Below are 25,643 nucleotides of genomic sequence, written 5' to 3'. Positions count from 1 at the left end.
TCACCGCGAGGCTCGGAACGACCGTTCCGCCCGCCGCCTCGGAAAGCGTCGTCACCGAGAAATGGGCGCGTTTCGACAGCTCCCGATAACTGGGCTGTCCTGCCTTGAGCCTCAGCTGTCTGAGCTCGAACGCGAATCGGTGGAGTGGGTCGTTCTCCGGATCCAGCACACGCTCAGGACGTCCCATCGCCCCCATCCCCGGGCAGTGCGGGCCAGCGTCAACGCATGCTGGCACTTTCCGGCAAGGCCCGTCAAACCTTTTGACCGGCTGACTCCGTGCCTGGTCGGGCTGCGCGTTGTTTGTCCGGTGGCCTTCGCCCTCGCCGGACAACCACCGGCTCCCTTACAACGGGGACATGTCGCCCGCCGTACCTCCATCCAGGCCGGCCAGGAGCGGCCACTTCCCCTTCTTTCAGTTCTGCGAACGGAGAACCATGCGTAAAAGAGGAATCCTGTTCACCACGCTCACCGTGGCCCTGGCGACGCCGGTGGTCGCGCTGTCGGCGCCGGTCGCCCAGGCCACCGCCACCACCCAGCAGGCGGCGGTATGCGAGTTGCACATCGGCCGCACGACAAAGAGCGGCAACACCATCATCGGCTACGGCAGCCAATCGCAGGACTGCGGCACCGGCGGGACGTCCCAGCTGGTCATCCAGCGCCACCGCTGGAGCGGCTGGACGGACGACCTCGCCACCGCGACCGTCGTGGGCCGCGGCCACGACGTCTACGTCCGCTACAACTGCTCGGGCACCGGCACCCACACCTACCGAACCATCCACAGGGGCCGGACGGTCGGCGGCTCCCCCGAGTTCAAGGAATCCAACCACCTGCGCGTCTCCTGCTGACACTTGCGCTGTTCGCCCTGTGATGCCGCGTTGACCGCCTGGCAGCGGCCGGCGACCGACCTCCATGAGCCGCCCCGTGCGACGAGACCTTCTCTCTCGCGTGTCCCGTCGCACGGGGCCCGTCAGGACCACGGCAGACGGACCCACATGTCGGGTGGACCGACGACGGCCCGCGCATCGACGGGCCGAAGCCCCGCCGCTGCGCAGCAGTAGGCCACGGCGTGGCCTTGATAGAGGTACTCGGCGAGAATCTCCTCCGACGTCAGGTGCCCGCCGGCATCGCCCCCGCCGGGATGGGTGTCGGCGTCTTCGACCGTACCGTCGCGAGCCACGATGCCCTGGTTACCGCTCTTGGGATTGGCCGCCACGCCGTAACAGACGCTCCCCACGGAGAGAGGCCCGACCACCTCCGGATCGGCCGGAACGTGCCCCCAAGGCTGGATCACCACACATCCCCCAGGAACGTCGCTGAGCCCGACGACCCGCGAACTCCCATCGAAGTCGGCCAAGGGATCCCCCAGGATCGCCGCGACGGCGTCCGCATCGACCGGCCGGGCCCGCAACCGCCGAACAGCCTCGACCGCGGTGACTCCGGCGACACACGCAAAAGCCGCTCCCTCCTGCCCACATCCCCCGAGAACGGAGATCAGCCGCCGCGCCTCCACCACCGCCGCACTCTCGGCCGGCGACAAACCCGCCTGCCCTGCCGGCAGCGGAAACAAGCCCGGCTCAGGACCGGCGAGCGCAAGCCGCCCAGGAGCCCACCCAGCCATCATCGACCGCCACGGATCCGCCCCGGCCGCGACCAGAACGCGAGCATTGTCGAAGCGACGCGCAAAGACAGCCACCCACAGCGCGGTCCGATCGTCGTACTCGGCATCCACATCCTCCACCCACCCGACCAGCTCCGCCACGGTCTCTGGGCTGCCCCACTCAGCCACAAAATGCAAGGGTCGCCCCTCGTACCCGCCAAAGGCGTAGACCCCCGAATTTGCATCCGCCCCTGCGTCAAGCCGAGCACGCACCAAGGCCAGATCAGCCCACCCGGCCCCACCGACACCGCCCCACCCACCGAACCCGAATCCGCCCACGACACTCCTCGGCTCGCACTGACTCGAGTGAGAAGATCATGCCGCACCCAGCCGGAGTGCTGCACCGCTTGAGGGACCATGACGCACGGACTATCTGAAAGGACCGCGAACCGGACAGGTTCGACGCACTTACCCTTCTATGACTCTCCGATTGAGCTCGATTACCGAGAGTGCCACAATGTGGTGGCGTGTGCGGCGTTGCCGAGCTGGGCGCTGAAGACGACTGGGATGCCTGCCTGACTGCAAGACCGAAAACCCCGGCGAAGAATTGGAGGGACCGGCGTGCTGACCGGAGCCGCTTCCCGTGAGCTCCCGCAATGGTCCCGTCAACGCCGACCAGGACTTGCCGCACTTGCCGCACTGCTGGTGCTCGGAGGCGCCCTGACCTCGATGACGCTCGTGATGCGCGCCGACGAACGCATGTCCGTCATCCGCGTGGTCGGCCGAGTCGGCGCCGGCCAGCCCTTCGGAGGCAACGCGCTCCAGGAGGCAAGCATCGCCGACGATGGGGCCACTTATTGGCCCTGGTCACAACGCGATCAGCTGGCAACCACCGTGGCAACGGTCACGGTCCTGCCGGGAACGCTGCTCACGAGAGCGATGGTGCTGGGCGCCGACGGCGAAGCAACCACAGGAAAAGCAGTCAGAGTGGGCCTAGCCCTCAAACCCGGCCAAGCCCCCTACGACCTGCAACGAGGAGAACGCGTCCAACTCATCCACGTACCCGGCCGCAGGACCGGCTCCGCAGCCCCAGTAGTCATAGCCGAAGAAGCCATGATCGACGGCGTGAACTACACGTCCGGCTCAGCCGCCCAGGCCACCGTCATCGTCGACAGCGTGGCGGCACCCACGGTCGCAGCTCACGCCATCAGCGGCGAAATAGCCATCGCCGCCATCCGCCCCAACCCCTGATCCTGTAATTCGTTGGCACCTACTGGCGCATAGCTCGCCGGACCGCTGCCAGCAGATCACAGGAGCTCCATGCCGAGCAATTCTGACTTCATGGTGTCTGTGGGGCTCTGGCCAAGAGGCATCGACCCCTCAGGGAGCGGAAGAGGGCTCAGGGGTTCCGTTGGGCCAGAGGCAGGTGGAGTTGGCGCCGAGGGTGAGCACACCGTCGGCCGCCCAGCCGATGGCCATGAGAAAGTCTTCAGGGCGGGAGTGCGCGTACAGTTGCAGCCCGCTCTCATTCTGCCCCGAGATGTAGTGGCCCTCTTTTTCCCAGTACGCCTTGACATCGGCGAGCACCCGCTTGAGCGCATCCTCATTCTTGGGGAGGCCGCGCAGGTGATATTCGCGGCCGACCACGATCCGGTCTTCGGAGCCTCCATCAAGCGGGCCGAGGCAGGGGTCGTCGATGAGGCTGGGCTTGTACAGGTCCACCTGCGGCTTGGGGCTGATGACACTGATCGTGCCGTTGATCAGCTGCTCGATGCGGTCGAGCGCCTGAGCTTTGGTGATCGTGGGCTTGTGGGCCGGCTGGTTCATGGCTCCTCCCGGGACTTCGCCGGGTGCGCATCCGCTGACGAGGACCGCAGCGGCGATGATCAGGCTGGCGGCGCGGAACATCTAGTCTCCCGTCGGCGTGGGCGAAGGCTGTGCAGTGGACGACGGCGGGGACACCGGTTCGGGTGACGGGCGGGGCTGAGGTGACGGCGATGGGGGTGGCGCTTGTTTCGGCGTCGGAAGCACCGTGACGCGATCGTACTGACCGTTGATGATGAATCCCATGTTCCTCAGCGATTCGGACTGCGCTTCCCAGTAATCGGAGTGTGTGCCGATGTCATAACCCGTGAAGGCAAGAGGGCCTGACACGGGCTTCGGATCGACCACAAAGCGGTTGGCGCCGAAGGCGATGTTGCTGGGGTCGGTGCCGAAAGGGCCGGCGCCGTTCGGGAACCAAGGGTTCAGGACGCCCGAGATCGGGTTCCGCCCGCCGCTCAGCGGAAGATGTCCCAGATCAGCGATGGGATCATGAGGTGATTCGCCGACCCATACGTGCTTGACTCCGAGATCGTTCGCACGGGCCGCCATCGTTCCTGGACTTCCCACCAGGATGAGTTGGTCGGCGAACGTCCCCTTCCGCGCTTGGGCAGCTATGCCGGTGACCACGCTGCCGTAACTGTGGCCCAGCACCGTGAACCGCGGTGTGCCGGTCGGTCGGTGCGTGGCGTGGAGACCGTCGAGGAAACCGGCCAGCGCGCCCGCCCCGGTCTGGGCGAGACGAGGTGACGCTACCGAGGAGTCAGCCATGAGCACGCCGGCGTTGAGCTGCGGTGCCTCGTAGCCGAGCCAGATGGTCGAAGCGACCTCGGTGCCGGGTGGAACATTATGGGCTCGCTCCCACAAGGCCATGGCACGGGCTGCGTCACCGCCGACCCCCTCCAATGTGCTTCCTGTACCCGGTACGGAGGTGACCACCGAGTCGGCCTTATCGGGATCTCCGAAGGAAATAGCCGTCTTACCGAGCCCGCCCAGTTCGAGGTGGAGTAGCAGCGCCGGCGGCCGGCCCTGCAACCCACCCATCGCCAGACTTCTTTCAACGGCTGCGATCTGTCGCTGTTCCGCGTCCAGCGCACTCATTTCCATGAGTAGGTGAGAATGTCGCGCTCCTCGCTTCATGTTCTCTTCAAGCTTGCGCAGTTCCGCCAACTGCTTGGCGACGGCGCTCTTGCGCAGGCTCAGATACGCACGGTTCGCACTGTCTCGCGTGGCGGACGGTACGCCGTTGAGCGAGCCGACCAGTTGCGGCGCGGCGTTGATGAGCTGTTGGCGGGCGGCCGGGTCGAGCATCTGCCACCAGGCGCTGACGCGGGAGGCGAGGGTCGAGTCCCTGCCGCTGTTCTGCGCCTCCAGCACCTTCTTCAGCGCCTCGGGGTCGCCGTTCGCGGCGGAGGTGAGCAGGCCGCCGAGGCCGTTCGGGTCGGGAGCGAACCCGCCGAACAGCCCGAAGCCGAGCGCGGCCGCGTTGGCCATGTCACCGGCGGGGCGCTGCTGCAGCACGGTCAGTCGTCTGCGCAGGTCGGTGGCCTGCCCGGAGGCCCAGGCGCCCACGGCCCCGACTTGTTGCCCAGGCGCGGCGCTGACGCATGCGGTGCCCAGCGCTGCGGAGAGCCGGCTGCCCGCGGTGGGCAGTTCGTGGCCGGCGCGCTCCAGGTCGGTCACCATGCGGGTCATCGCCTCTACGTCCATCCCCGCGTAGCCGCCGCGCGCGGACGTGCTGATGGGGAGCGAAGTCGAGAGCGAAGGCGCCGTGGCGTTGCCGCCGAGGGCTCGAATCCGCTCGGCGATTTGTGCTGCCGCGGTGTCGAAGGCCAGCTGGAGCCGGGAGCGCTGGTCCTGGGTCGCTTGGGTGAAGGGGGCCGCACCACCACCGACCCAGGCGTGGGCCGCCATGTGGCGCATCGTGGAGTCGAGCGCGCCAATGTGATCGCCCGCCAGTCGCACCACGCGACTGAGTGCTTCTTCTAGACCGGCTGTCTCGCCTGCCACGGATGAGACGATCTCATGCTGCACACCTTCTCGTCCGCGCGGCATGCGGACTCGTTATGGGAATCGCCTGGACTGTGGATTTGCGGACATTAGTGAGCGTTCCCGGAAAATCTGAGGAAGAGCTTTGCTGGGGTACCGTCGAATGCATTTCTTAGTACCAACAGAGCCGCTCACGGATACTCGTTCGTCTCCTGCCTGTGGAGAAATGTCGGTTCAGCCGGCGGTTGCCTTGGCGTAGTGGAAGACCTCGGGTGGTAGGCGGTGGTCCAGGCGCCAGGTGAAGCGGACGGGGCGTTCGCCCTCGTGGCTCACGTACCGCATCGGCCCCGCGTACGTGTACGGCGGTGCGCCCAGTCCTTCGTCGCGCTTGGACTGCCTGATGAGGAGGTGCACGGTGGACTCGCCCGACATGTAACGGCGGGCGGTGGGGGCGGCGGAGCGGAGAGTGCTCTGCGACTCCCACTGGAACAGGTTCTCGCTGATGGCCCGGTCGGCGTAGAGCGTGGTGGGGGAGTAGTGGTCCGCTGATTTGTCGATGGTGACGAAGAACAGGTCCGCCTGGTGCTCCTGTACGTATTTGACGCCCTCTCGCATGTGCGCGGGCTTGTCGATGCCGAAGGCGGCCAGGACCTCGTTCTTGCTGTAGCGGGCGTGTACGTGCAGGGGCACGACGGGGTCCAGGGGCGGGGCCACGTGACGGAGGCCGGAGCGGAGGACGTTCGCCAGTTCTTGCAGTTCCGCCGCGCGGACGCCGGTGAGGCGGGCGAACCGGGCTTCCATTCCGGAGGTCGGTTGGGTGCCGCCCCACATCATCGCGTCCAGCATGGCCATCAGGCGAAGCTCGCGCGGTGATCGGGGAGCTCGTCCGGCCAGCACTTCGGCGAGGAAGGCGAGGCGTTCGACGTCGTCGATGTGCAGCATCCGGCCGAAGGCGCGTCCGAGCGCGTCGTCGCCTGGTGCGGCGCCGAAGCCGGCGGTGTGGCGCAGTGAGGCCCAGCCCTGGCGGCTGCGGCGGTAGAGATCTTCGACGTCGAGTCCGGTTTCCTGCAGGAACGTGGGCAGGGTGACGTCTCCGAGGTCGCGGAGTTCGCGTGCGAGGTCCCGCCAGTTCAGGTTGAGGGCCTGGCGGACGTTGTCGAGGACGAGGCGGCGTACGTCGCGGTCCAGGTCGATCACGCAGCCGGCGGGCAGCGTGGGGAAACCCTGCTCGATCTCCCGGGCGATGCCGGTACGGCTGGCGCCGGTGAGTGCCCGGTAGCGCCGGTCGAAGCGGAACTGCTTGTGCTGGTGGCCGACGAAGTCGAGCACGGTCAGGCAGGGCTTGTCGTCGGCCAGCCGGAGTCCGCGGCCGAGCTGCTGGAGGAAGACGGTGGCGCTGTCGGTGGGGCGCAGGAACAGGACGGTGTCGATCTCCGGGACGTCGACGCCCTCGTTGAAGAGGTCGACGGTGAACACGGCGTTGACCTTGCGGTCGCGCAGGTCGCGGAGGGCTTGGTCACGTTCGTCCCGGAGGCTGTGCGCGGTGACCGCGACGGAGGGGAGTCCGGCGCGGGTGAAGCGGTCGGCCATGAAGCGGGCGTGGTCGACGCTCGCGCAGAAGCCGAGGGCCCGCATCCGTCCGACATCGCCGACCTTGCGTTGCAGCGCCTCCAGGATCACGGCGGCGCGGCGGTCGTTGCCGGTGTAGACGTTGGAGAGCTGGCCGATGTCGTAGCCCTGGCCCCGGCGCCAGCCGATCTGGCTCAGGTCGGTGCCGTCGTGGATGCCGAAGTACTGGAACGGGGCCAGCAGTCCGCGTTCCAGCGCCTCCCATAGGCGCAGTTCGGCGGCAATCCGGCCGCCGAACCAGTGCTTGATGTCCAGGCCGTCGGCGCGTTCCGGGGTGGCGGTCAGGCCCAGGAGCACCTTGGGCCGCACTCCGGTGAGCAGTTTGCGGTAGGTGGCGGCCTCGGCGTGGTGGAACTCGTCCACGATCACCATGTCGTAGCGGTCCGGCTCGGGGAGCGGGTTGGCGTCCAGGGTCTGGATCGAGGCGAACACGTGCCGCCACTGCTCGGGGCGGGCGCCGTCCACGTACAGCTCGCCGAACGTCTCGTCCCGCATCACCTGCCGGAATGTGAGCAGGCTCTGCCGCAGGATCTCCTTGCGGTGCGCGACGAACAGCACCGACTCCGCCTGCCCGGCCGCGCGCAGCCGCCGGTAGTCGAGCGCGGCGACGACGGTCTTGCCGGTACCGGTGGCCATGACGACGAGGTTGTGCCACCGGTCGTGGATCTGCCGTTCGGCGTCGAGCTCGTCGAGGATCTCGCGCTGGTAGGAGTACGGACGGACGTCCATGTGCGCGAAGTCCAGCACCACGGCTTTGCCGCCCGACCGCTCGGCGGACAGGGCGCGGTCGAGCCGATGGGCGTCGCGTGCCGGGTCGTAGGGTTCGAACGACGGATCGCCCCAGTAGTCGTCGAACGTGGCGGCGAAGGTGTCGATCAGGTGGGGCTGTTCGGCCTGGGCGAGGCGGACGTTCCACTCCAGGCCGTGGCTGAGGGCGGTGCGCGACAGGTTGGAGGAGCCGACGTAAGCGGTGGACAGGCCGTTGCCGCGGTGGAACAGCCACGCCTTGGCGTGCAGCCTGGTCATCCGGGTGTCGTAGGAGACGCGGATCTCGGCGCCCATCTTCGCGAGGCGGTCCAGGGCCAGGCGGTCGGTGGCGCCGATGTAGGTGGTGGTGACCAGGCGCAGCCTGCCACCGCGCTGGAGGAATTCGTCGATCGCCTCGGCCAGCACCCGCACACCGTTCCACTTCACGAACGCGCACAGCAGATCGACGTGGTCGGCGGAGGCCAGCTCGCGCTTGAGCTCGTGGCCGATCTCGGGCTGGCCGCGGCCGTTGACCAGCAAGGCGCTGCCAGTGAGAGGGATCGCAGGTCGCGCGGGGAAGCGCACGTGTCCGCCCGCGTCCCTGCCTGTGGCGATGCCCAGCAACTCGTCGGCGGCTTCCACGAGCTCCTCGGGCGCGGCGGCCTCGGGCACCAGCTCACCGATCAGGCCGGCGATCCGGTTGACGATCTCCACCTGCCGCGCCAGACGTACCGTGTCGCTCTCGCCCCGCACAGAGCGCAGCGCGCGGCGTGTGAGGGCGGCCAGGTGCCGGGCCAGGGTGACGTCAGAGTCGGCGGGATCCAGTGACCGGCGATCGATCAGGTCGCGATCGGACACCGCACGCAGCAGGGCGTCCAGTTCGCGAGTGATCAGATGCTGGTAGACACCCGGCTGGAGATCGCTCACGTCGGCGACTATAGAGCGCGGCCGGCTCCCGCGTGGGCTCCGCACTGACCGATCGGGGACTGGGTCGAGCGGGTCGCCGAGGTCCGGCGCTGGGGCCGGGGTGGTGAGCGGGCTCCGCACAAACCGCTGCTCCTCCTGTACGCCCTGGGCCACTTCCAGCGGCACGGCAACCGGCCCATTTCGTTCAGTGCCGCCGAGGCCGTCGTCGCGGGACATGGTGCTCGCGCTGGCCGGCCGGTCCGCCAGGCGGCCCCAGCCAGGACTGGGCGTCGTCGGACAGGACCACATCGGCTGGCACAGCGACCAGGTGTTCCGCAGACCCGCCCGCGGCTTAGGCCGCGAACGTTTCCCTTGAGCCCGTCAACTGTGCTGGGGTGGCTCCAGGAGTTGTCCGGGGGCCGGTGTCGAGTGGTGTCTGCTCGGCTGGGTTCTGGGTCGGGTGCGGAAGGGGGCGAGGGTGGTGTGGACTATGTCGGCGGCGCCCCAGTCTGGTGCGAATTGGGCGATGACGGCCAGGTGTTGGCGTAGTTGCAGGATGGGCATGCGGTTGCGCCAGCCGGGGTCGAGGTCCGTCAGGTCGGCGTACAGGTCGAAGAATGCCCTTGCTTCGGGGGGTGGTGCGGTCGTCCAGAGGTGGGCGAGGTCGACTTCGGCCCAGGTGTACGACACTGCCGGGTCTATCAGCGCGGGGGGGCCGTCAAGGGTGGACATGACGTTCTGTGTCCACAGGTCGCCGTGGGTCAGGCAGGCGGGCCTGGGCGGCAACAGGTCGGGGAGGCGGTTGCAGAGGCGTTCGAGTGCTGCTCGGTCTGCGGGGTCGAGGGCCTCCTGGACGCGGGGTTCGGTGAGCCAGCGCAGCAGGCGGTGCTGGGCGAAGAAGTCGTAGCCGTCGTCGGTCCAGGTGTTGAGCTGCCGGCGGCGGCCCAGCCAGTTGTCCTGGTGCCAGCCGAAGCGGGGGTGGCGGGTGGTGGTGTGCAGGTGGGCGAGTGCGTGCGCGAACTGCTCCCAGAAGGCCTCGGTCGTCGGGCGGGGGTGCAGCGTGGACAGTACGAGCACGTCGCGGTCGGCGAGGATGATGTCGGGGGTGGTGATGCCGCCTGCCTCGCGCAGCACGGCGAGGCCCTCGGCTTCTGTGGCGAAGACGTCGTCCGAGGGCGGCTCGGTGAACGCCTTGACGAACACCGACGTGTCGTCGCCGCGGCGGGCGAGGCCTGCGGTCGCGGCGAGGCCTCCGGTGGCCGGCTCGACGGCGGTGATGTCGGTCAGGCCGGCCGCGTGCAGGCGTTCGAGCAAGAAGGACCCCGGCGCAGTAGACATGAGGTCATCTTGCCTGGTTTGTGGCGGCAACTAGGAGAAAGTCGCTTATATGGCAGCGCCGGCCCAGGTGAGGTCTGTCGCGCGACGGCTTTGAGCCCCGCTCAACCCGCCGCGCCGCTCCTCAAAGTCTTCACATACTGCCGGACCCGGTCGGGGTCCTGGGGGAAGAAGCCGGCCCAGTCCGCGTCCAGCCGATGCCACAGTGCCGGTTGTCCGGGTTCTGGGGTCAGCGGCTCGGCCGGGTGGGCGATCGCGGCATAGGACATCGACAGTGTCAGCGGCAGGTCCGGGTGGAACGAGCGCACGGCCACCGCGGCGGGCCGGTCCAGCAGCTGTGGGCGCAGCCCGCACTCCTCGGCCAGCTCTCGTGCCGCGCCCTGGCGCGGGCTCTCGCCCGGTTCGACCTTGCCGCCCGGCGGCACCAGGCCGCGCCATGGATGCTGGACCAGCAGGATCTGCTCCAACCCAGGATCCAGCACCCAGACCTCGGCGCCCAACGGCTCCATCGGTCCGTCCAGCGCCGAGCGCAGCCAGGACCGGGCCTGATCGAACTCCAGCGTCGCGGACTCGGCATCGAGGGCGGCGGCCTCCAAAGAGCGTTGCTCCCACGGGTCACGGATCACCGCGCCAGGCTACGGCGCGGCGCTGACAACGGAATCAGGCGTTGTAGCCGCCGTGGGCGTCCAGTACGGCGCCCGTGACGTACGACGCTGCCGGACTGGCCAGGAAGGCGATCGCGGCGGCCATTTCGTCCGGGTGGCCCATGCGCTGCAACGACAGCGAGCTGAGCAGGGCCTTGATGATTTCCGGGTCCGGGTGTTCCATGCCGTCCGTCATCATGCCGGCTTCCACGACGTTGGCGGTGATGTTCCTGGGGCCGAGGTCGCGGGCGGCGCCCATGGTGTAGCGCTCGACGCCGGCCTTGGTCGCCGCGTAGTCGGCCACGCCAGGGACGCCGGCTCGGGTGCCCAATCCGGAGCTGATCGTGATGATGCGGCCGCCTTCGCGCAGCACCTGGGAGGCGGCCCGGATGATGGCGATGACGCCGAGGTAGTTGGTGGCGTGCATGCGGTCCAGGGCGGCGGTGTCGGCGTTCGGGTCGTCGACGGTGGCGTTGATGGAGATCGCGGCGTTGTTGACGAGGATGTCCAGGGCGCCGAAGTGGGAGATCACGTTGTCGATCAGGGCCGGTGCCTGGCTCGTGTCCGACTGGTCGGACTTGTACGCGGCTACCTTCGCTCCCTTGGCCCGTACCTCGTCGACGATGGCCTGGGCTCGCTCGTCGGAGCTGACGTAGGTGAAGGCGACGTCGGCGCCCTGGTCGGCGAGGAGCCGTACGGTCGCGGCTCCCAGCCCGCGGGATCCTCCGGTGACCAGGGCGACCTTGCCGGTCAGTGGCTTGTTCATGGTTCTCGTCCTAACTGGTTGGCCATCTCCGACTGTCGTAACGCTAATAGTTACGACGACATGTCGCAACCATAGCTGTTACGACGAGCATGTCGTAACATCGGGAGTTGCGACCGGGAGGGACGACAGCATGAGCGCCAACAGCAGGTTGACCATCGCCGCCCACGCGCTGGCCTGGATCGGCCTCTACCAGCGGCAGGGCCATGAGGTCGCCACCTCCGAACAGATCGCGTCCAGCGTGAACACCAACCCCGTCGTGATCCGGCGGCTGCTCGGCGACCTGCGCAGGGCGGGGCTCGTGGAGTCGCGGCGCGGGCTGGGCGCGGGCTGGACGCTGGCGCGCGACCTGGAGTCGATGACGCTGCTCGACGTGTACGAAGCGGTGGAAACCGGCCCCCTCTTCGCCCTCCACCGCGCCACTCCGGACCAGGATTGCGTCGTGGGCCACGGCATCCAGCCGGCGATGCGGCGCATCTACGACGGCATCGAGGAAACCCTCCGGGGCGAGCTGGCCCGCGTCACCCTGCAGAACGTCCTTCAGGACGTCCTCGCAGCACCTGAAGACGTCAGGTCCAGGGCCACCTCCAGGCGTAGGTAGGCGTCGATCCAGGTCTGTTCGGCCGTCTCGGTCGCGAACGCCGTGACCGCCCCGGAGATGCGGTGGAGGCCGAACGTGGTCAGCCGGCGGGCGGCGGTGGCGAGGCGGTCGTCGTAGGTCGGTGGGAGGTGGGCGAGGCCGTGGTGGGCGGCTTCGGCGAGCAGGGCTCGGGTGTCGGTCAGGACGGCGGTGAGCGGGTCGGACGGGCCGGGCTCGGCGATCGCGAAGGGGGCACTGGCTCCGGCAGCTTCCAGGTCGGGGACCACGACCCGCTCGCCGGTGGACAGGCCGATGGGGTCGATGACGATGCCGCCCGCGCTACGGCCCACGACTCCGCTGACGTAACGTAACCCGCCTTCCAGGACGGCGGCCAGCGCGTCGAGGCGGCCAGGAGCGGCGGTGGTGTGGGTGGCGGTGATGGTGGCGGTGTTGCCCGCTCGGTCGGCGACCAGGGCGTCGAGGCGCTGGTCGCCCGGGACGTACGCCGTGGAAAGCACCTGGGAGACGGCGACGACGCGGACCAGCTCGGCTTCCACCCGCGGGCGGATCGGGCGGAGGGTGAGGGCGTCGAGCTCGCGGCCGAGGGCGGCGAGGTCGGTGACCAGCAGGGACGGTGAGAGGTCGGCCCAGGCGCCGCGCGACGCGCTCACCGTCGTCTTGGAGATGCGTCCGGTGGCCAGCCGCACGGTACGGCTGGCGCTGCGGACGGCCGACTCCGTGACGAGGTCGCCGGTGGCCAGGTCGGCGAGGGTGGTGCCGGCGATGCGGCGGCCCGCCGGCGCGGGGCCGTCGTCGTCGCCGTCCCATTCGCGGCGCAGTACGAGGACCATCGCGCTGGCGCTGTGGGCCAGATAGACCTCGGCGATGCGGCGGCCGGCGAGGCCGCGGATGCGGCAGCCCAGGCTCTCCAGGCGGGCCCGGCGCAGCGGGGTCTCGGCGGCTTCGGTGGTGCCGAGCACGCTGCCGCGGAGGGTGGCGTCGGGGCGGGTGACGGCCCGGTGCCGGGCGTGGAGCTCGGCGAGGTGGCTCGCGAGCAGCTCGGGGCGGTAGTGGGCGCTGCGGTCGCGGTACGCGGCTAGCTGTTCTGCGAGGTCGCCGACGGCCAGCAGGGGCCAGCGGGCTCCGGCGGCGTCCAGATCGTGCTGTACGTCGGCGATGGTCGCGTCGAGCCCTTCCCCGAGGTGTGCCGCGCCCTCGCGCAAAACCGTGCCGGCCAGCTCCAGGGCTCGTTCCAGCCCGGATCCGGTGCCGGGTCCTGGCGAGCCCCCGACGTCCACCCGTGCCTCCCGCACCCCTGGATGCAGCTCGTCGGCCACCCGGAACGCCCACACGGCGAGGGCGATGAGGTGGTCGCGGCTGCCCGCGACGGTGTCGGTGTGGACGAAGCCGAGGTCGCCGGGGATGAGGAAGCGTACGGTCGCGGTGGGGAGCTCGACCTGCGGGGCAGGGGTGCGGCGGACGCGGGCGGTGTAGCCGGCCTTGAAGGTACGGCGGGCGGCGGTCATCAGGCGGGCGCCGATCCGCAGAGCCAGCTCGTCGTCGGTCACGTCCCCCGGCGACCAGGCGGCAGCTTCCGGGGCACGATCGGCGTGCCGGCGCTGGTACGCCAGCACCACCGCGACGACATGCCGGCACACCCCATGCGCACCACACGTGCACCGGGCCACGTCGAGCCCACCGGACGGCAAGCTGGCGGTGGGCCCGCCCGCGAAGTCGCCGTGCACGGTCCCATCGGCATCGGTACGCAGGTCCGGCGCGGCCTCCTTGCCCGCCCGCTTGACCAGCCCCCGGTTGGTGAGCGCGGCGAGGGCGTCGGTGGTGAGCCCGAGCAGATCCGTCCTCATCGGCCCACGTGCTCCGCGACGAAGGCCGCCAGCTCCCCTGGAGTCATCGCGCCCACGGACGCCCCGGCATCGGCCAGGCGCTGGGCAAGCTCCCGGTCGTAGTCGGGATTGGCCTGCGAATCGAGCGCGGCCAGGCCGAGGACCTTGCTGCCCTGTTCGACCAGGCCACGGACGATGCGTACGAGCCGGTGGGCATCGCCGCCCTCGTAGAAGTCGGAGATCAGCACGACGATGGCCCGCCGCGGCCGGTCCACGAGCCCGGCGCCGTACGCCGCCGCCCGCGCGATGTCCGTGCCACCCCCGAGCTGGACTTTCATCAGCAGCTCAACGGGATCGTCCACGTCCGAGGTCAGATCGACCACATTGGTGTCGAAGGCAACGAGGTGGGTGCGTACGCCGGGCAACCCCCACAGGCAGGCGGCGGTGACCGCCGAGTGGATCACGGAGTCGGTCATCGAGCCGGACTGGTCCACGAGCAGGATCACCTGCCACTGTTCGAGGTGGCGGCGGGTGCGGGTGAAGAACAGCGGGTTCTCGATCACGACCTTACGGGTGTCGGGCTGGTAGTGGCCGAGGTTGGCGCGCAGCGTCCTCGTCATGTCGAAGTTGCGCGCCACCCGCAGCCGGCCTGGCCGCCGCAGCTTGGTGCCGGAGAAGGCGGTGCGCACCTCGGTGGCGAGCTTGTTCATGAGCTCCCGTACGACCTGCTCCACGAGCCGCCTGGCCAGCCGCAGCACCTGCGGGTTCATCAGGTGTTTGGTGTGCAGGACGGCCTTGAGCAGGGCGGGGTTGGGCTCGATGCGGGCGAGCACGTCGGGGTCGGTGACGAGGTCGTGGATCTCGTAGCGTTCGACGGCGTCGCGTTGCAGGCGTTCGACGGTCTCCTTGGGGAACAGGCGGGTGATGTCGTCGAGCCAGTCGAAGGTGGTCAGGTTCGACGGGCCGTTCCCCGACTGCCGGACGCCGCGTTCGCGCAGGTCCTCGTCGCGGCCGTACAGCCACTCCAGGGCGGCGTCGCGGCCGGCGGACTCATCGTCCAGGCGGCCGCCGCCGAGGCAGGCGCCGCCGGCCTCGCCGAGCAGCAGCCGCCACCGTTCGAGAGTCATAGGAGCCCCTCCCCGCGCAGCGCCGTGTCGACGCGTTCGTCCAGTGCCATGCCCGCGGCGACCAGCTCCGGCGGAGCGTCCAGCCGCAGCAGGTCCCGGGCGGACATGCCGGAGCGCAGCTCGACCAGGCGGGTGGCGATGAGGTGCCGCTCGCGGGGCGGGAAGTAACTGAACGCCTGGCGCAGCGCGGGCAGGGCCACCAGGAAGTCCTGCTCGGTCATCGCCTCGACCAGCTCGTCCAGCAGCTCCAGCATGCCGCCGGTGTGCAGGACCTCCTCCCGGGCGAGCGCGAACAGCCCGGCCAGCCAGTCGCCGGCCGACTTGGGGACGAACGCGCCGCGTACCGCACGTACGGGATCAGCAGCGGTGCCGCGCAGCGACCAGGTCAGCCCGAGCGAGGCGCCGCGCAGGTCGGGCGGCGCGTCCTGGCGGGCGGCGACGCGGTCGGCGACGCCCAGCGCCGCGTCCACGTCCAGGCCGAGCTGAGGGCCGGCGTGCCGGAGCGCGTCGCGTACGGCGGCCATGGCGCCGATGCGTCGCGGATCAGCCGGTACGGACCCGCCGCGCACCCCCTCGGCCAGCCACAACACCCGGAGGGCGGCGGCCCGCACGACGGTGCCCGAGGTGATCGCGAACAGGTCGTCGTGCCGCCACATGCCCAGGGCGACGGCGAGGGTACGGCCCAGCGCGCCCAGGTCGGCCGCCGCGCCGATCGCCCGCTCAAGGTCGTTCAGCACCCGCCCCGCCAGCTCGCCGATGCCGCACAGCGCGGCATCGAACAGCACGTCGGTCAGCCGGCCCAGGCCGGCGTCCCTGATCCGCTCGGCGAGGACGGACGCCGCCGCCTCCTGCGGGTCCACGCCGTAGGAGCCCGCCTCGATCAACGCGGGCATGCGGTCGTCGGTGTCGGTCAGCGTCCACTGCTCGACGCGGAGCCCCGACGCACCGCGGACCACGCCGGGAATGCCCAGAACGCGCAGCCTGTGCAGGAACCGGCTGCGCTCGCGATCGGCGGGATCGCCGAGGTGGAGGCGTTCGTCGCCGGGGCCGCCCAGCTCGGCGAGCACCGCATGGACCAGCGGCGGCAGCGGCGTCGAGGGGTGCAGGCGGCCTGTCCGGTCGCCGCTGAGCGCCGCGATCATCTCCACGACGACCGGATGGTGACCGGCCTGGAGACGTCCGCGAGACGCCCAGGGCAGCGGGGTGTCGAGCGCCTCGCCGACCAGCGCGCCGGCCAGCCCGTCGAGGACGTCCACCCGCGCCGGATGCGGGTGGCCGCGCAGCAGCCCGAGGGCGTCGGCGGTGGCACGCGCGGCGACCAGGTCGGCCGTGGACACCGGCTGCCGTCGGGAACGCAGCCTGGCCGTCACCGCCTCGATGAGCCGGCGGGCGGCTTCATCGGGGCCGTGCTCCCACAGGTCCTGGTAGTAGCCGGGCGACGGCATGCCCGCCTGGTAGCCGTCGAAGGCGTCCAGCCGGCGGAACGCGTACGGCACCAGATAGCTGCCGGCCACCGCGCCCTCGGGCGGCCGTGGCACCTCCGGCCAGCTCCGCTCGCCCCGCGCGGCCAGCCGGATCAGCGCGGGACGATGGAACCCGCCCGTGACCACGACCACCGGCCGCTCGCCCGCCTCCCACGCGGCCGCGCGGACCCAGTGCGCCATGTACGCCTCGCGCGCGGCGTCGTCAGGACCGGCCTCGGCGTCGCCGCGGACGAGGTCGAAGTACGTGGCCAGCCGTTCGGCCAGTCCGTCGGCCGGTGCGACCTCGAAGAGGTGGTCCCACAAGGCGTCCGCGTTGTCCACATCGAAGGCCCGGCAGAGCTTGTCCGTCACCTCGTCGTAGCGGGCGTCGGCGTACCGGTTGGCGAGGTCCGCGAGCGCGGGGTGCCAGGCGGGCAGGTCGATGAAGCGCAGCTCGGCGCCGGTTTCTCGGCCCGCGCTCAGCGCGGCCCATTCGGGGGAGTAGTCGCACAGCGGGGTCCACGAGCTGTGGCGCCGCTCGTGGTCGCGGTAGCCGGTGTGGACGGCGATCGGCAGGTCGTGGCCGAGCAGCAGCTCGTCCATCCGATCGTTCATCTCGGCCGGGCCTTCGACCAGCACGTACGCGGGACGTACGGCATGAATGGTCTCGGCGGCCAGCCGGGCGCAGGCGGGACTGTGGTGCCGCACGCCCAGGAAGACGACCCCCATCGCGTCAGCCCGGCAGGAGGTGGCGGGCCTCGTACAGGGCCTGCCACTGGTCGCCGTGCCGCCTGCGCTCCAGGTATCTGCGGAGCTTGGCCAGATCGTCCGGGCTGTCCTTGGCGGCCGTGCCGGCGAGGCAGGAGACCAGGTCGGCGGCGGTGCCCGGCTCGCCGCGCAGGAACCAGCCGCGCAGCCCGACCGCATGAGCGACCGACACGGCCTCCGCGGTGCTCATCACCCCCGACAGCCGATCGGTGGTGTCGCCACGCGCCGTCTGCCCCTGGCGCAGCTCACGGAAGGCGGTGACCAGCACCTCCAGCACGTCGCGGCGCGGCGGCGCGGTGACGCCCGAGCGCTTGAGCAGCGCCGTCGCCTCCGCCTCCACCAGCGCCAGCTCGGTCGCGAAGTCGGCGATCGGGAAGACGGTCTCGAAGGTGAAGCGGCGCTTGAGCGCGGCGCTCATCTCGTTGACGCCCCGGTCGCGGGTGTTGGCGGTCGCGATGACCGTGAACCCCTCCCGCGCGTACACCATCGACTCGGGACCGCTCAGCTCCGGCACGGCGAGCACCCGGTCGGACAGCGGTGACAGCAGGCAGTCCTGCACCTCCAGCGGGCAGCGGGTGATCTCCTCGAACCGCACCACCTTGCCCTCGGCCATGCCGCGCAGCAGCGGCGCGGGCACCAGCGACCGGGGGGAGGGGCCCTCGGCGACCAGCAGCGCGTAGTTCCAGGAGTATTTGATCTGGTCCTCGGTGGTGGCCGCGCCGCCCTGGATGGTGAGCGTCGAGGTGCCGCTCACGGCCGCGGCGAGCAGCTCCGAAAGCAGCGACTTCGCCGTGCCCGGCTCGCCCACCAGCATCAGCCCGCGGTTGGTCGCGAGCGACACCAGAGACCGGTCGATCAGCGAAGGATCGCCCACGAACTTGCGGCTGACGCCCAGCGTCTCGTCCCCGAGGACGAACCGGCGGGCGGCCCGCAGGCTGAGCGCCCAGCCGGGCGGCCGGTCGCCGGTGTCGTGCTCCCGCAGCCTGGCCAGCTCGTCGGCGTAGCGGAGCTCGGCGGGAGGCCGCTGGGCGTTCATCGGGCGATGTCCTTCAGGTCGCGGAGGATCTCGGAGGCGGTGATCGGGTCGAGGTCGTCGAAGCCCGGCGTCATCAGGGTCTGCTCTTCTGCGAAGTCGGGGTGGCCGACCACGATGCCGGGATCGAAGCTGATCGTGATGATCCTGCCGCCCGGTACGTCCCGCTCGATCCAGAACTGCCAGCCGGCGTCCTGGGGCGCGCCACGCCGCCAGCCGCGCCGCTCCAGGCCGATCACCGCGCGGGTGGGGACCTTCGCGGCCTCGATCTCGGCGATCAGCTTCGGGTCCGGCTCGTACGTCTCCCTGTCCAGCTGCTGGAACGGCTGCAGGATCTCGTAGTCGGCGAACACCTCCGCCCACGCGGCCAGGTCGTCGCCCAGCTCCAGCGGGTGCACCACGCCGACGAGGGCGTCCTGGGGGAGCGGCAGCGCGTCGTCGTTCACGTCGGCGAAGCTGCGGTCCTCGGCCACCCGCAGGGTGCCGGTGAGCCGGCCCGACGGGTCGTACGTGCCCCAGACGAGCCGCCGGACGATGTGCCACAGCAGCGGGTGGCCGACGAGCAGCCTTCCGAAGTCGGCGGCGCTCCAGCGGCGCCGGTCCACCATCGCCTGCTCCAGGCGGTGGATGGTGTCACCCGCCACCGAGCGCACGTCCTTCTTGAGCCCCGCGAAGCGGCGGTAGGCGGCGGGCGCGAGCTTCTGATCGTCGTTGACGCCCGGCTTGGGGAGGTTCTTCAGCCGCTTGCCGGCCGCGTCCGTGACGTAGGGCTTGAGCTGCTCGTCGAAGCCCACCACGAACTGCCTGCGCCCGTAGTCGAGGGTCAGGCTGCCGTCGTCGGACAGCCCGAAGCCGGGCACCAGCCGGTCGGCCAGCTCCTGCGGTGTCAGGCCGAGCTCGGCGGCGACCTCCTCCATCTTGAGCTTGGCCCGGTTCTTGAGCCCGGCGAACTTGCCCTTCTCCGCGAGCCCGTGCAAATGCATCAGCGCGACCTCGGAGCCGATGGAAGCCAGCAGGTCGAGGCCGGTGACCGCGCGCGCGTGCCCGTTCTCGCCGGGCCAGGCCCTGATCAGCGGGGTCAGCCGGCGTACGGTCTCGTCGTCGCCGAGCAGCGCCTGCGCGTGCATCACCCACTTCTCCGTGGACGGATATCCGGCCCCCTGCCAGCGCTGGAACAGGCCCCAGGCGAACTCGGCGAGGCTACGGCCCTCGCAGGTCTCCTTGACCACGGCCAGCCCGGCGTACGGCTCGCCGAGCTTGGAGATCGCCAGCATCGTCATCAGGTGCCGGACCGCCTCGGCGGGCAGCGCGCCCGCGCCGCCGCGCAGGTGGATCGGGGTCATGATCGCGACCTCCGTCCACTCGGGCAGCTTCGGCATCGTGGCCGGCAGCACGTCGAGCGGGTCGGTCACGAGCAGGCCGGCGATCGCGGCTTCGGCGGCCGGTCCATAGCCTGTGGCGGCCTCGGCCACGGCGTCCCGGTGGCCGGTCGCGACCAGCGTCACCAGTGCCTGCTCAGCCCGCTGCCTGGCGGTGCCCGGCTTGCCGAGAGCCGGCGGGATCAACGCTCTGGCGGCCGCCGCCGGGTGGCGGTGCAGCCAGGCCAGGGCGGTCATGCGTACGGACTTCAGGCGGCTCAGCCAACCGGCCATCAGCACGGCGACCTCAGGCGCGGCGAACGGCAGCAGCGACGCGGCGAGCGAGCTGGGCGCGCGGCGGGCGCTGTCGAGCACCATGGGCAGCGCCGCCGTCCCGAACCTGGCCACCACCGTCGGCATCCAGTCGCCCGCGCCCCACAGGTCGCCGGGACGCCACTGCTCGATCAGCGGGGCGGCCATGTCCTCCGGCCCCGCGACGAACAGGGCGATCTCGTCGGCCCAGTAGCCGTCCGCGCCCTTGGCGATATTGCGTGCTATGTCCTTCCAGCTCCGGTGCCGGTCCCATGAGGTGTTGTTCGTTCTCGCCCGCCAGCTGTCCTGCTCGCCCGGCGCCCACACGAGGGCCGGCGCGTCGGTGCACGTGAGGCCGTTGACCACGACCGTTTCAAGGGCTCTGCGCTCCCGGGTCCAGGGCGGGCTGACCAGCACCTCGGGCAGGGCCTCCCGCGGAGCGGCGGTGGTGTCCACGAGCTTCTTGAGGCGCTCGTCCGCCAGGTCGGGATGGGTGGCCACGTGGGTGCGCAGCAGCAGGTCCACGATCTTGCCGTCGTACTCGGGCAGCAGCCGCATCGCGCGGCGCGGGAAGCGGGCGGCGGCGCGCAGGAAGGCCGGCTGCACGTACGTCTGCTCGACATGGCCGAGGAGCGCCCGCATCGCCGGGTCGTACGGCAGCTCCGCGAGCACGCCCAGCAGCCGCTTCCTGGTGTCCGTGCCGTGGAAGCCGGCCGTCCAGAAGGCCAGCAGCGGCACGGCCGCCTCCCCCATGCCGTCGATGACCGTGACGGGCAGGGCGAGGTCGTCCCCCACGGAGTAGGGCGGCACGAGGTCTTTGATCAGCTCGGCCTGCTCCGGTGTGCTGATGGCGGGGAGCAGGCGTGGGGCGAGGGCCGGGAGGTTCTGGCGCACTTCGGTGCAGTCGGCCGTCACCCAGCCGGTCTCGGTGGGCGCCAGGTAGGAGGCGGCCACGCGGTGATGGAGCCCGCTCTCCCTGCTCACCGCCAGCGCCGCGACGACCTCGGCGTACTCGGTGTCGGGCACGGTGGCCAGGACGGCGCGGACCCGGGCGTCGATCCGCTCCGTGGCGTTCCCGCCGTACCACCTGTCGGGGGCCGCGCCGCTGGGCACCTGCCGGATCTGCAGGGTGGCCCCGTGGTAGGCGTACTCCAGTGAGGCCAGCTCGGTCACGGCCACCGCCGCGAACGCCAGGCCGCGTCCGGCCAGCCAGGCATCGGCGAACAGGGACAGCTTCTCGCGCTCGCTGTAGGAGAGGGTCGCGGCCATCGCCGTCGCGACCACCGCCGCACCCAGCGGCGTGCCGCCCGGATCTCCCGCCAGGTACGCCGCGCCCGCAGCCGCGAGCTCGGGGTCCTGGCACGTCGCCACCATGCCGGCGAGCGCCTTCCGGTGCTCGCCCAGCTCGGCGGCCAGCTTCTGGGGCGCGCTCGCATCCGGCCCCGGCACGGCGACCTTCGTTCCGCCGCGGCGGGGGTGGAGAGCGCGCAACCAGGCAACCGGCCACGTCAGCCGGTCCTCATCCGCGCCGCCGCCGCCGGTCGCCTGCGGCGTTTCGTCCTCCGTGTAGCCCTTACGCGCCTTCTCCGCCACCAGCTTCTCCGCGGCCGCTGCAGCGGTGGCGTCCGTGTCGAACGACTTGACCTGGGTCTGCCCGGCCGCGCCGATCCGCCCGTACCGGATGTGCAGCTCCGCCCCGTCCTGCCGCACCTCCCAGAACTTGGCCGAACCCCCGCCCACGAACGTCAGCCTGCGCTCCACGCCCATACCGCTCCCACCGCCCTGCCTCATCGTGATCGACAGCGGCGAGTATGGCGGCACCGACCGACAAAGCTCTGCGACCGGTCAGCCAGGGGAGTCGTTCACCCACCTATGCGGCACCACCAATGGTCGTATTCCACGCTTACGGCCATCAATTCCATGTCTCCGGTCATTCTGTTCACGGTCGCATCGCGCTCTCGTACTCTCCCCGTCATGAGCGCCCCTTCGCCGACGGCCGGCCGCCGGCACTTCGTCCTGCATCGCTGGCCCACCGCACTGGGACTGGCGGTCGCCATCCTGTCCCTGGTGACCGGCAGCAACGAGGAGTCCCTGGCGATCACGCTGGCCGTCGCCGCCGTGTGCTACCTCGCCGCGGCGGCGCTGGGCAGGCCCTGGACCGTGTGGCCGGCCGTCCTCGGCGCCAGCCTGGTCGTCGTCGTCAGCGAGCTGATCGGAACACCTTGGTGGGCCGGCCTCGGCGGCACGGCCGTCGTCCTGGTGGTCGTCGGCCTTGCCCTGCGCGTGTCACGGCCCGCGCTCCTCGCTCAGGCGCTCGCCGTGGCCGGATTCGGCGGTGCCGCCGTGATCGCGGTGTTCATCGCACCTCAGGCAGGCGTGATCGTGGCCGGCCTCGCACTCGCGAGCCACGCGATCTGGGACGTGATCCACCTCCGCCGCAAGCTGGTCGTGGCGCCGTCGCTGGCCGAAGCCTGCATCTTCCTCGACGTGCCGCTGGGCCTCGGCCTCATCATCCTCACGTACGTCACCTGACCGGTCGCCATGGCGCGGTTCTCTGGCCGGCGAGCCGAAAGCGATGCCGGTAGGCCGACGGCGAGACGCCGAGCACCCGCAGGAACGCCCGCCGCATCGTCTCGGCCGAGCCGAAACCGCAGGCACGGGCGACGGCCGGCACCGCTTCTTCGCCGGACTCCAGGAGAGCCTGCGCCGCTTCGACCCGGAGGCGTTCGACGAACTGACCGCACGTCATCGCCAGCTCCCGTCGGAACAGCCGGCTCAGGTGGCGCTCGCTGACGGCGAGCGCGCCGGCCATCGTGGCGAGGCGGTGATCGCCGGACGGGTCAGCGGCCACGAGGTCCAGCGCCCGGCGCAGCGTCGCAGAACGCGGCCCGCCGGCGGCGTCGCGGGCACGGAACTGGGACTGTCCACCGGGACGCTGCAGGAACACGACCAGGTACTTCGCGACCGCACGAGCCCGATCCTCACCCCGATCCTCCCCGACGAGCGCGAGAGCGACGTCAATCCCGGCGGTCACCCCCGCTGAGGTGACGACCGGCCCATCCCGCACGTAGATGGCGTCAGGCTCCACCCGCACCCCGGGATACATCTCCGCCAGCGCCGCACATGCCTGCCAGTGCGTCGTGGCCCGCCGCCCATCGAGTAACCCCGCCTGCGCCAGGACGAACGCCCCCGTACACACCGAAACCACCCGCCGCGCACCAGCCGCCACCCGCCGTACGCCGTCCACCAACCCCGGCACAACTCCGGCGAACTCATCCCGCGGATAACCCGGCACCACCAAGGTGTCCACGTCACCGCCCACCTCGGACAGCGCGAGATCGACGCCCAGCGAGACGCCGACATCGGTGCGTACGGCCCGCCCGTCCACCGAGGCCAGCCGCACCCGATACCCACCCGCGCTGTCGAACACCTGGACAGGCCCGGCCACATCGAGCAGCAGAACACCGTCGGACACAGCGAAGACGACATCACCGGTCGCGCTCATCACCATCTCCCGGGGCATCGAGGCAGTCCCGGCGAACGGAGCAGTGCCGCGTCGGGGGACACCGCTCCAGCGTAGTCACGGCCGTGGCCGGCCCGGCACCGGCGAACGCCCAGCATGCCCCATAGGCGGTATCCGCACCGGCCGGAGGACTGGTGCGTGTCACCTCTAAGGTGGTTTTTCGCAACAGGAGTCTGGAACGACGGGGGTTCGTAGTGCAGCGCGTCAGCCGACGGATCAGCACCATCGCAGGAGCGGGCGTTCTCGCACTGCTCCTGGCCGGCTGTGGAGGCGCCGGCGCCGGCGCCGGCGTTGAGAAGCCGAAGACGGCGGACAAGACGCAGGCGGCGGACAAGCCCGCGTCCCCCGGTACGCCGCTGACGCTCGACACCGCCCCGCGTCGCGTGAACTACACCGACCGCGACGAAAAGGTGCACAAGCTGACGCTCAACCCGACCCGGCTCACGCGCGGCTCGGCGAGCGACCTCGACGGGGTGCGGCTCGACGACGACATGCGCGGGATGGTGCCGCACTACCTCACCGTGTCGATCACCAACGCCGGTACCGGCGCGGTCGAGCCCTCCATGGCCGTCAGGAACTTCCGCGTGGCGCTCGCCGACGGCACCGCCGGAAAGGCCGTCCAGTTCTTCAGCGGCAACCCGCTGGCCACGCCCGGCACCGGACCGCTGGAGACGTGCATCGCCACGAAGGCGCCGGAAAGCTTGACGGCCGGCCAGGCGGCGACCGAGTGCCGGGTCGTGCTGCTGCCCGAGGACGCCAAGCCCGCCACCGTCTCCTACAGCGACGAGTCCGTCACCAGGACGTGGAAGGTGGAGGGCGGCGACCTCGGCGGCGGCGTGCTGGCCGCGGGCAAGCCGGCCAAGGTGACGTGGAAGGACACCGACGACAAGGACGTGCCGCTGACCGTCACGCTGAAGAGCGTGCGCAGGGCCGGCGCCGGCGCGCTCGCCGGCTACAAGCTGAACGCCAGGCAGAAAGCCGCCTCGGTGTACTTCGTCACGCTCGCGTACCGCAACAACGGTAAGTCCAAGCTGTACCCGGGCATGGACGACGCGGTCTTCCTGCGTACCGAAAGCGGACAGACCCTGCGCAAGCTCACCCTCATCGCGATCGGCAGCAACGGCCCCAAGGGCTGCCCGTCCTCCCAGCCGTACGGCATGGTGCAGCCCGGCAAGAGCGTGCAGCAGTGCGGCGTGTACCTCGTCGACAAGGGCGACAAGCCCGTCACCGTCACCTTCTCCTCCACCGCCGAGGGCGCCGAGCCCGTCACGTGGAAGGCCTCCTGAGACGGCGGTCAGGAGCTGTCAGGCGGCGCAGCCTTGCATGGGGATACCGGCCCTTGGGCCTCTCAGCCGTTTCTGACCGCCTTGCTCACCTGGGAGGGTGAGGTGCGCCAGGGGGCGCCATGGCCGGGGAGCACCCAGGATGCCGGCAGCCCGGCGATCCGGTCGAGGGAGGAGAGTGCTTCGGCCGGGTCGTCGGTGAAGGGCGCGGGCTGGGGGCCTTCGCGCCCGGTGAGGACGTGCCGCGTGGTGAGGGCGTCGCCGACGAAGACCGCTTCGGCGAGCGGGACGTGCACCGCCACGCTTCCCGGAGAGTGGCCTGGCATGCCCACGATCACCGGATTGCCCGGCAGGTCCAGGACGTCGCCATCGCCGATCTCGGTGACTTCGCCGACGTAGCGGGTGCGCAGACCGTTCTTGCGGAGGGAGTAACCGAAGAATCCAAGCGTCGGCCCGAGGCGCATGGGGCCGAACGCGACCTTGGGCTTGTCTCCCGTACGGGTGCGGACGGCGTCGGCGGCATGCACGAACACCGGTACGCCGTGTGCGCTTCGCAGGCGTTCGGCGAAGCCGATGTGGTCGGAGTCGCCGTGGGTCAGGACGAGTCCGCGGATGTCGCCGACGGACTTGCCCAGGGAGCGGAGTTCGCGCTGCAGGTCCCGCCAGTGGCCGGGCAGTCCCGCGTCGATGAGCGTGATGCCTTGGGGGGTGTCGACGAGGTAGCACGCCACGAGATCGTTACCCAGGCGGTGCAGATGGGGTGCGATGTGCATGGGGCTTCTTTCGGGGTGTTGGAGCGTGTCTTGGTAGGCGGCCGGCATGGGCTTCGAAGCGTTCTAAACGTTTAGATCAGGTGCAACGATGATGGTCGCGCACGTGGGCTGTCAAGGAGGGAGCGGGTATGGCGCTGACGATGGCCGA

General features: G+C 70.5%; 19 protein-coding genes and 1 pseudogene. 6 read left to right on the top strand and 14 right to left on the bottom strand.

Annotated elements, in window-relative coordinates:
- Positions 1–434: 434 nt before the first annotated feature.
- Positions 435–845 carry a hypothetical protein gene (locus AB0K12_RS32805; protein WP_364569904.1) on the top strand — a complete coding sequence of 137 codons (411 nt, stop codon included), beginning with the start codon at positions 435–437 and terminating at the stop codon, positions 843–845.
- A 122-nt stretch (positions 846–967) separates the two neighbouring features.
- Here AB0K12_RS32805 and AB0K12_RS32800 read toward each other — a convergent pair whose 3' ends face one another.
- Positions 968–1,759: an ankyrin repeat domain-containing protein gene (locus tag AB0K12_RS32800; RefSeq protein WP_364569902.1), complete on the bottom strand. Its 792-nt coding sequence runs from the start codon at positions 1,757–1,759 to the stop codon at positions 968–970.
- Between the two features lie 567 nt (positions 1,760–2,326).
- Between AB0K12_RS32800 and AB0K12_RS32795 the strand changes: the two genes are divergently transcribed.
- Complete coding sequence (locus tag AB0K12_RS32795) at positions 2,327–2,848, top strand: hypothetical protein (RefSeq protein ID WP_364569899.1); 522 nt, start codon at positions 2,327–2,329, stop codon at positions 2,846–2,848.
- Positions 2,849–2,977: 129 nt separating this feature from the next.
- On the opposite strand, the gene AB0K12_RS32790 is transcribed toward AB0K12_RS32795, so the two are convergent.
- From AB0K12_RS32790 to AB0K12_RS32780, 3 genes are all read right to left on the bottom strand, one after another.
- On the bottom strand, positions 2,978–3,505 hold the full coding sequence (locus tag AB0K12_RS32790) for a hypothetical protein (RefSeq protein WP_364569896.1): 528 nt from the start codon (positions 3,503–3,505) through the stop codon (positions 2,978–2,980).
- Complete coding sequence (locus tag AB0K12_RS32785; protein WP_364569893.1) at positions 3,506–5,452, bottom strand: alpha/beta hydrolase; 1,947 nt, start codon at positions 5,450–5,452, stop codon at positions 3,506–3,508. It lies immediately after the preceding gene.
- 189 nt (positions 5,453–5,641) lie between these two features.
- Positions 5,642–8,710, bottom strand: a complete 3,069-nt coding sequence (locus AB0K12_RS32780) for a DUF3427 domain-containing protein (protein ID WP_364569891.1) — start codon at positions 8,708–8,710, stop codon at positions 5,642–5,644.
- A 51-nt stretch (positions 8,711–8,761) separates the two neighbouring features.
- On the opposite strand from AB0K12_RS32780, the pseudogene AB0K12_RS32775 reads away from it, so the two are divergent.
- Positions 8,762–8,911, top strand: a pseudogene (locus AB0K12_RS32775) (restriction endonuclease); the annotation flags it as partial.
- A gap of 159 nt (positions 8,912–9,070) precedes the next feature.
- On the opposite strand, the gene AB0K12_RS32770 reads toward AB0K12_RS32775, so the two are convergent.
- From AB0K12_RS32770 to AB0K12_RS32760, 3 genes are all read right to left on the bottom strand, one after another.
- Positions 9,071–10,027: a fructosamine kinase family protein gene (locus tag AB0K12_RS32770; RefSeq protein WP_364569888.1), complete on the bottom strand. Its 957-nt coding sequence runs from the start codon at positions 10,025–10,027 to the stop codon at positions 9,071–9,073.
- Positions 10,028–10,128: 101 nt separating this feature from the next.
- Positions 10,129–10,650, bottom strand: coding sequence for an NUDIX domain-containing protein (locus tag AB0K12_RS32765; protein WP_364569885.1), 522 nt, complete (start codon positions 10,648–10,650; stop codon positions 10,129–10,131).
- 34 nt (positions 10,651–10,684) lie between these two features.
- Complete coding sequence (locus tag AB0K12_RS32760; RefSeq protein WP_364569882.1) at positions 10,685–11,434, bottom strand: SDR family oxidoreductase; 750 nt, start codon at positions 11,432–11,434, stop codon at positions 10,685–10,687.
- A 130-nt stretch (positions 11,435–11,564) separates the two neighbouring features.
- Between AB0K12_RS32760 and AB0K12_RS32755 the strand changes: the two genes are divergently transcribed.
- Positions 11,565–12,032 (top strand): Rrf2 family transcriptional regulator, encoded by a 468-nt coding sequence (locus tag AB0K12_RS32755; RefSeq protein ID WP_364569880.1) that lies wholly within the window; start codon positions 11,565–11,567, stop codon positions 12,030–12,032.
- On the opposite strand, the gene AB0K12_RS32750 is transcribed toward AB0K12_RS32755, so the two are convergent.
- The 5 genes from AB0K12_RS32750 to AB0K12_RS32730 are packed head-to-tail and all read right to left on the bottom strand — an operon-like array spanning position 11,972 to position 21,677.
- Positions 11,972–13,876, bottom strand: a complete 1,905-nt coding sequence (locus AB0K12_RS32750) for an SWIM zinc finger family protein (protein ID WP_364569877.1) — start codon at positions 13,874–13,876, stop codon at positions 11,972–11,974. The genes AB0K12_RS32755 and AB0K12_RS32750 overlap by 61 nt on opposite strands.
- The gene (locus AB0K12_RS32745) at positions 13,873–14,982 is read right to left on the bottom strand and encodes a VWA domain-containing protein (protein ID WP_364569874.1); all 1,110 of its coding nucleotides are present in this window, start codon (positions 14,980–14,982) and stop codon (positions 13,873–13,875) included. Before AB0K12_RS32745 ends, AB0K12_RS32750 begins: the two co-directional genes overlap by 4 nt.
- Complete coding sequence (locus AB0K12_RS32740; RefSeq protein WP_364569871.1) at positions 14,979–17,174, bottom strand: DUF5682 family protein; 2,196 nt, start codon at positions 17,172–17,174, stop codon at positions 14,979–14,981. Before AB0K12_RS32740 ends, AB0K12_RS32745 begins: the two co-directional genes overlap by 4 nt.
- A gap of 4 nt (positions 17,175–17,178) precedes the next feature.
- Positions 17,179–18,249: an AAA family ATPase gene (locus tag AB0K12_RS32735; protein ID WP_364569868.1), complete on the bottom strand. Its 1,071-nt coding sequence runs from the start codon at positions 18,247–18,249 to the stop codon at positions 17,179–17,181.
- Positions 18,246–21,677, bottom strand: coding sequence for a DUF4132 domain-containing protein (locus AB0K12_RS32730; protein ID WP_364569865.1), 3,432 nt, complete (start codon positions 21,675–21,677; stop codon positions 18,246–18,248). The genes AB0K12_RS32735 and AB0K12_RS32730 overlap by 4 nt, the downstream gene beginning before the upstream one ends.
- Before the next feature lie 213 nt (positions 21,678–21,890).
- On the opposite strand from AB0K12_RS32730, the gene AB0K12_RS32725 reads away from it, so the two are divergent.
- Positions 21,891–22,448 (top strand): hypothetical protein, encoded by a 558-nt coding sequence (locus AB0K12_RS32725; RefSeq protein WP_364569862.1) that lies wholly within the window; start codon positions 21,891–21,893, stop codon positions 22,446–22,448.
- Here the strand turns inward: AB0K12_RS32725 and AB0K12_RS32720 are convergent.
- The gene (locus AB0K12_RS32720) at positions 22,441–23,391 is read right to left on the bottom strand and encodes a DJ-1/PfpI family protein (protein WP_364569859.1); all 951 of its coding nucleotides are present in this window, start codon (positions 23,389–23,391) and stop codon (positions 22,441–22,443) included. The two genes, AB0K12_RS32725 and AB0K12_RS32720, sit on opposite strands and share 8 nt — an antisense overlap.
- 242 nt (positions 23,392–23,633) lie before the next feature.
- On the opposite strand from AB0K12_RS32720, the gene AB0K12_RS32715 reads away from it, so the two are divergent.
- Positions 23,634–24,725: a hypothetical protein gene (locus AB0K12_RS32715; protein WP_364569856.1), complete on the top strand. Its 1,092-nt coding sequence runs from the start codon at positions 23,634–23,636 to the stop codon at positions 24,723–24,725.
- Between the two features lie 62 nt (positions 24,726–24,787).
- Here AB0K12_RS32715 and AB0K12_RS32710 read toward each other — a convergent pair whose 3' ends face one another.
- Positions 24,788–25,495 (bottom strand): MBL fold metallo-hydrolase, encoded by a 708-nt coding sequence (locus tag AB0K12_RS32710; RefSeq protein WP_364569853.1) that lies wholly within the window; start codon positions 25,493–25,495, stop codon positions 24,788–24,790.
- Positions 25,496–25,643 lie beyond the last annotated feature (148 nt).

It is taken from the genome of Nonomuraea sp. NPDC049419, assembly GCF_040676995.1.
GTDB classification, from domain to species: domain Bacteria; phylum Actinomycetota; class Actinomycetes; order Streptosporangiales; family Streptosporangiaceae; genus Nonomuraea; species Nonomuraea salmonea.
Note: the sequence above shows the minus strand (reverse complement) of the source record. Positions and strands in the feature narration are given on the sequence as shown.

Bases quoted from the DNA above. Each gene is read 5' to 3' on its own strand.
- AB0K12_RS32735 (WP_364569868.1), bottom strand. From the start codon at position 18,249: ATGAACGCCCAGCGGCCTCCCGCCGAGCTCCGCTACGCCGACGAGCTG.
- AB0K12_RS32745 (WP_364569874.1), bottom strand. From the start codon at position 14,982: ATGACTCTCGAACGGTGGCGGCTGCTGCTCGGCGAGGCCGGCGGCGCC.
- AB0K12_RS32710 (WP_364569853.1), bottom strand. From the start codon at position 25,495: ATGCACATCGCACCCCATCTGCACCGCCTGGGTAACGATCTCGTGGCG.
- AB0K12_RS32790 (WP_364569896.1), bottom strand. From the start codon at position 3,505: ATGTTCCGCGCCGCCAGCCTGATCATCGCCGCTGCGGTCCTCGTCAGC.
- AB0K12_RS32770 (WP_364569888.1), bottom strand. From the start codon at position 10,027: ATGTCTACTGCGCCGGGGTCCTTCTTGCTCGAACGCCTGCACGCGGCC.
- AB0K12_RS32805 (WP_364569904.1), top strand. From the start codon at position 435: ATGCGTAAAAGAGGAATCCTGTTCACCACGCTCACCGTGGCCCTGGCG.
- AB0K12_RS32750 (WP_364569877.1), bottom strand. From the start codon at position 13,876: ATGAGGACGGATCTGCTCGGGCTCACCACCGACGCCCTCGCCGCGCTC.
- AB0K12_RS32725 (WP_364569862.1), top strand. From the start codon at position 21,891: ATGAGCGCCCCTTCGCCGACGGCCGGCCGCCGGCACTTCGTCCTGCAT.
- AB0K12_RS32755 (WP_364569880.1), top strand. From the start codon at position 11,565: ATGAGCGCCAACAGCAGGTTGACCATCGCCGCCCACGCGCTGGCCTGG.
- AB0K12_RS32795 (WP_364569899.1), top strand. From the start codon at position 2,327: ATGACGCTCGTGATGCGCGCCGACGAACGCATGTCCGTCATCCGCGTG.
- AB0K12_RS32760 (WP_364569882.1), bottom strand. From the start codon at position 11,434: ATGAACAAGCCACTGACCGGCAAGGTCGCCCTGGTCACCGGAGGATCC.
- AB0K12_RS32740 (WP_364569871.1), bottom strand. From the start codon at position 17,174: ATGGGGGTCGTCTTCCTGGGCGTGCGGCACCACAGTCCCGCCTGCGCC.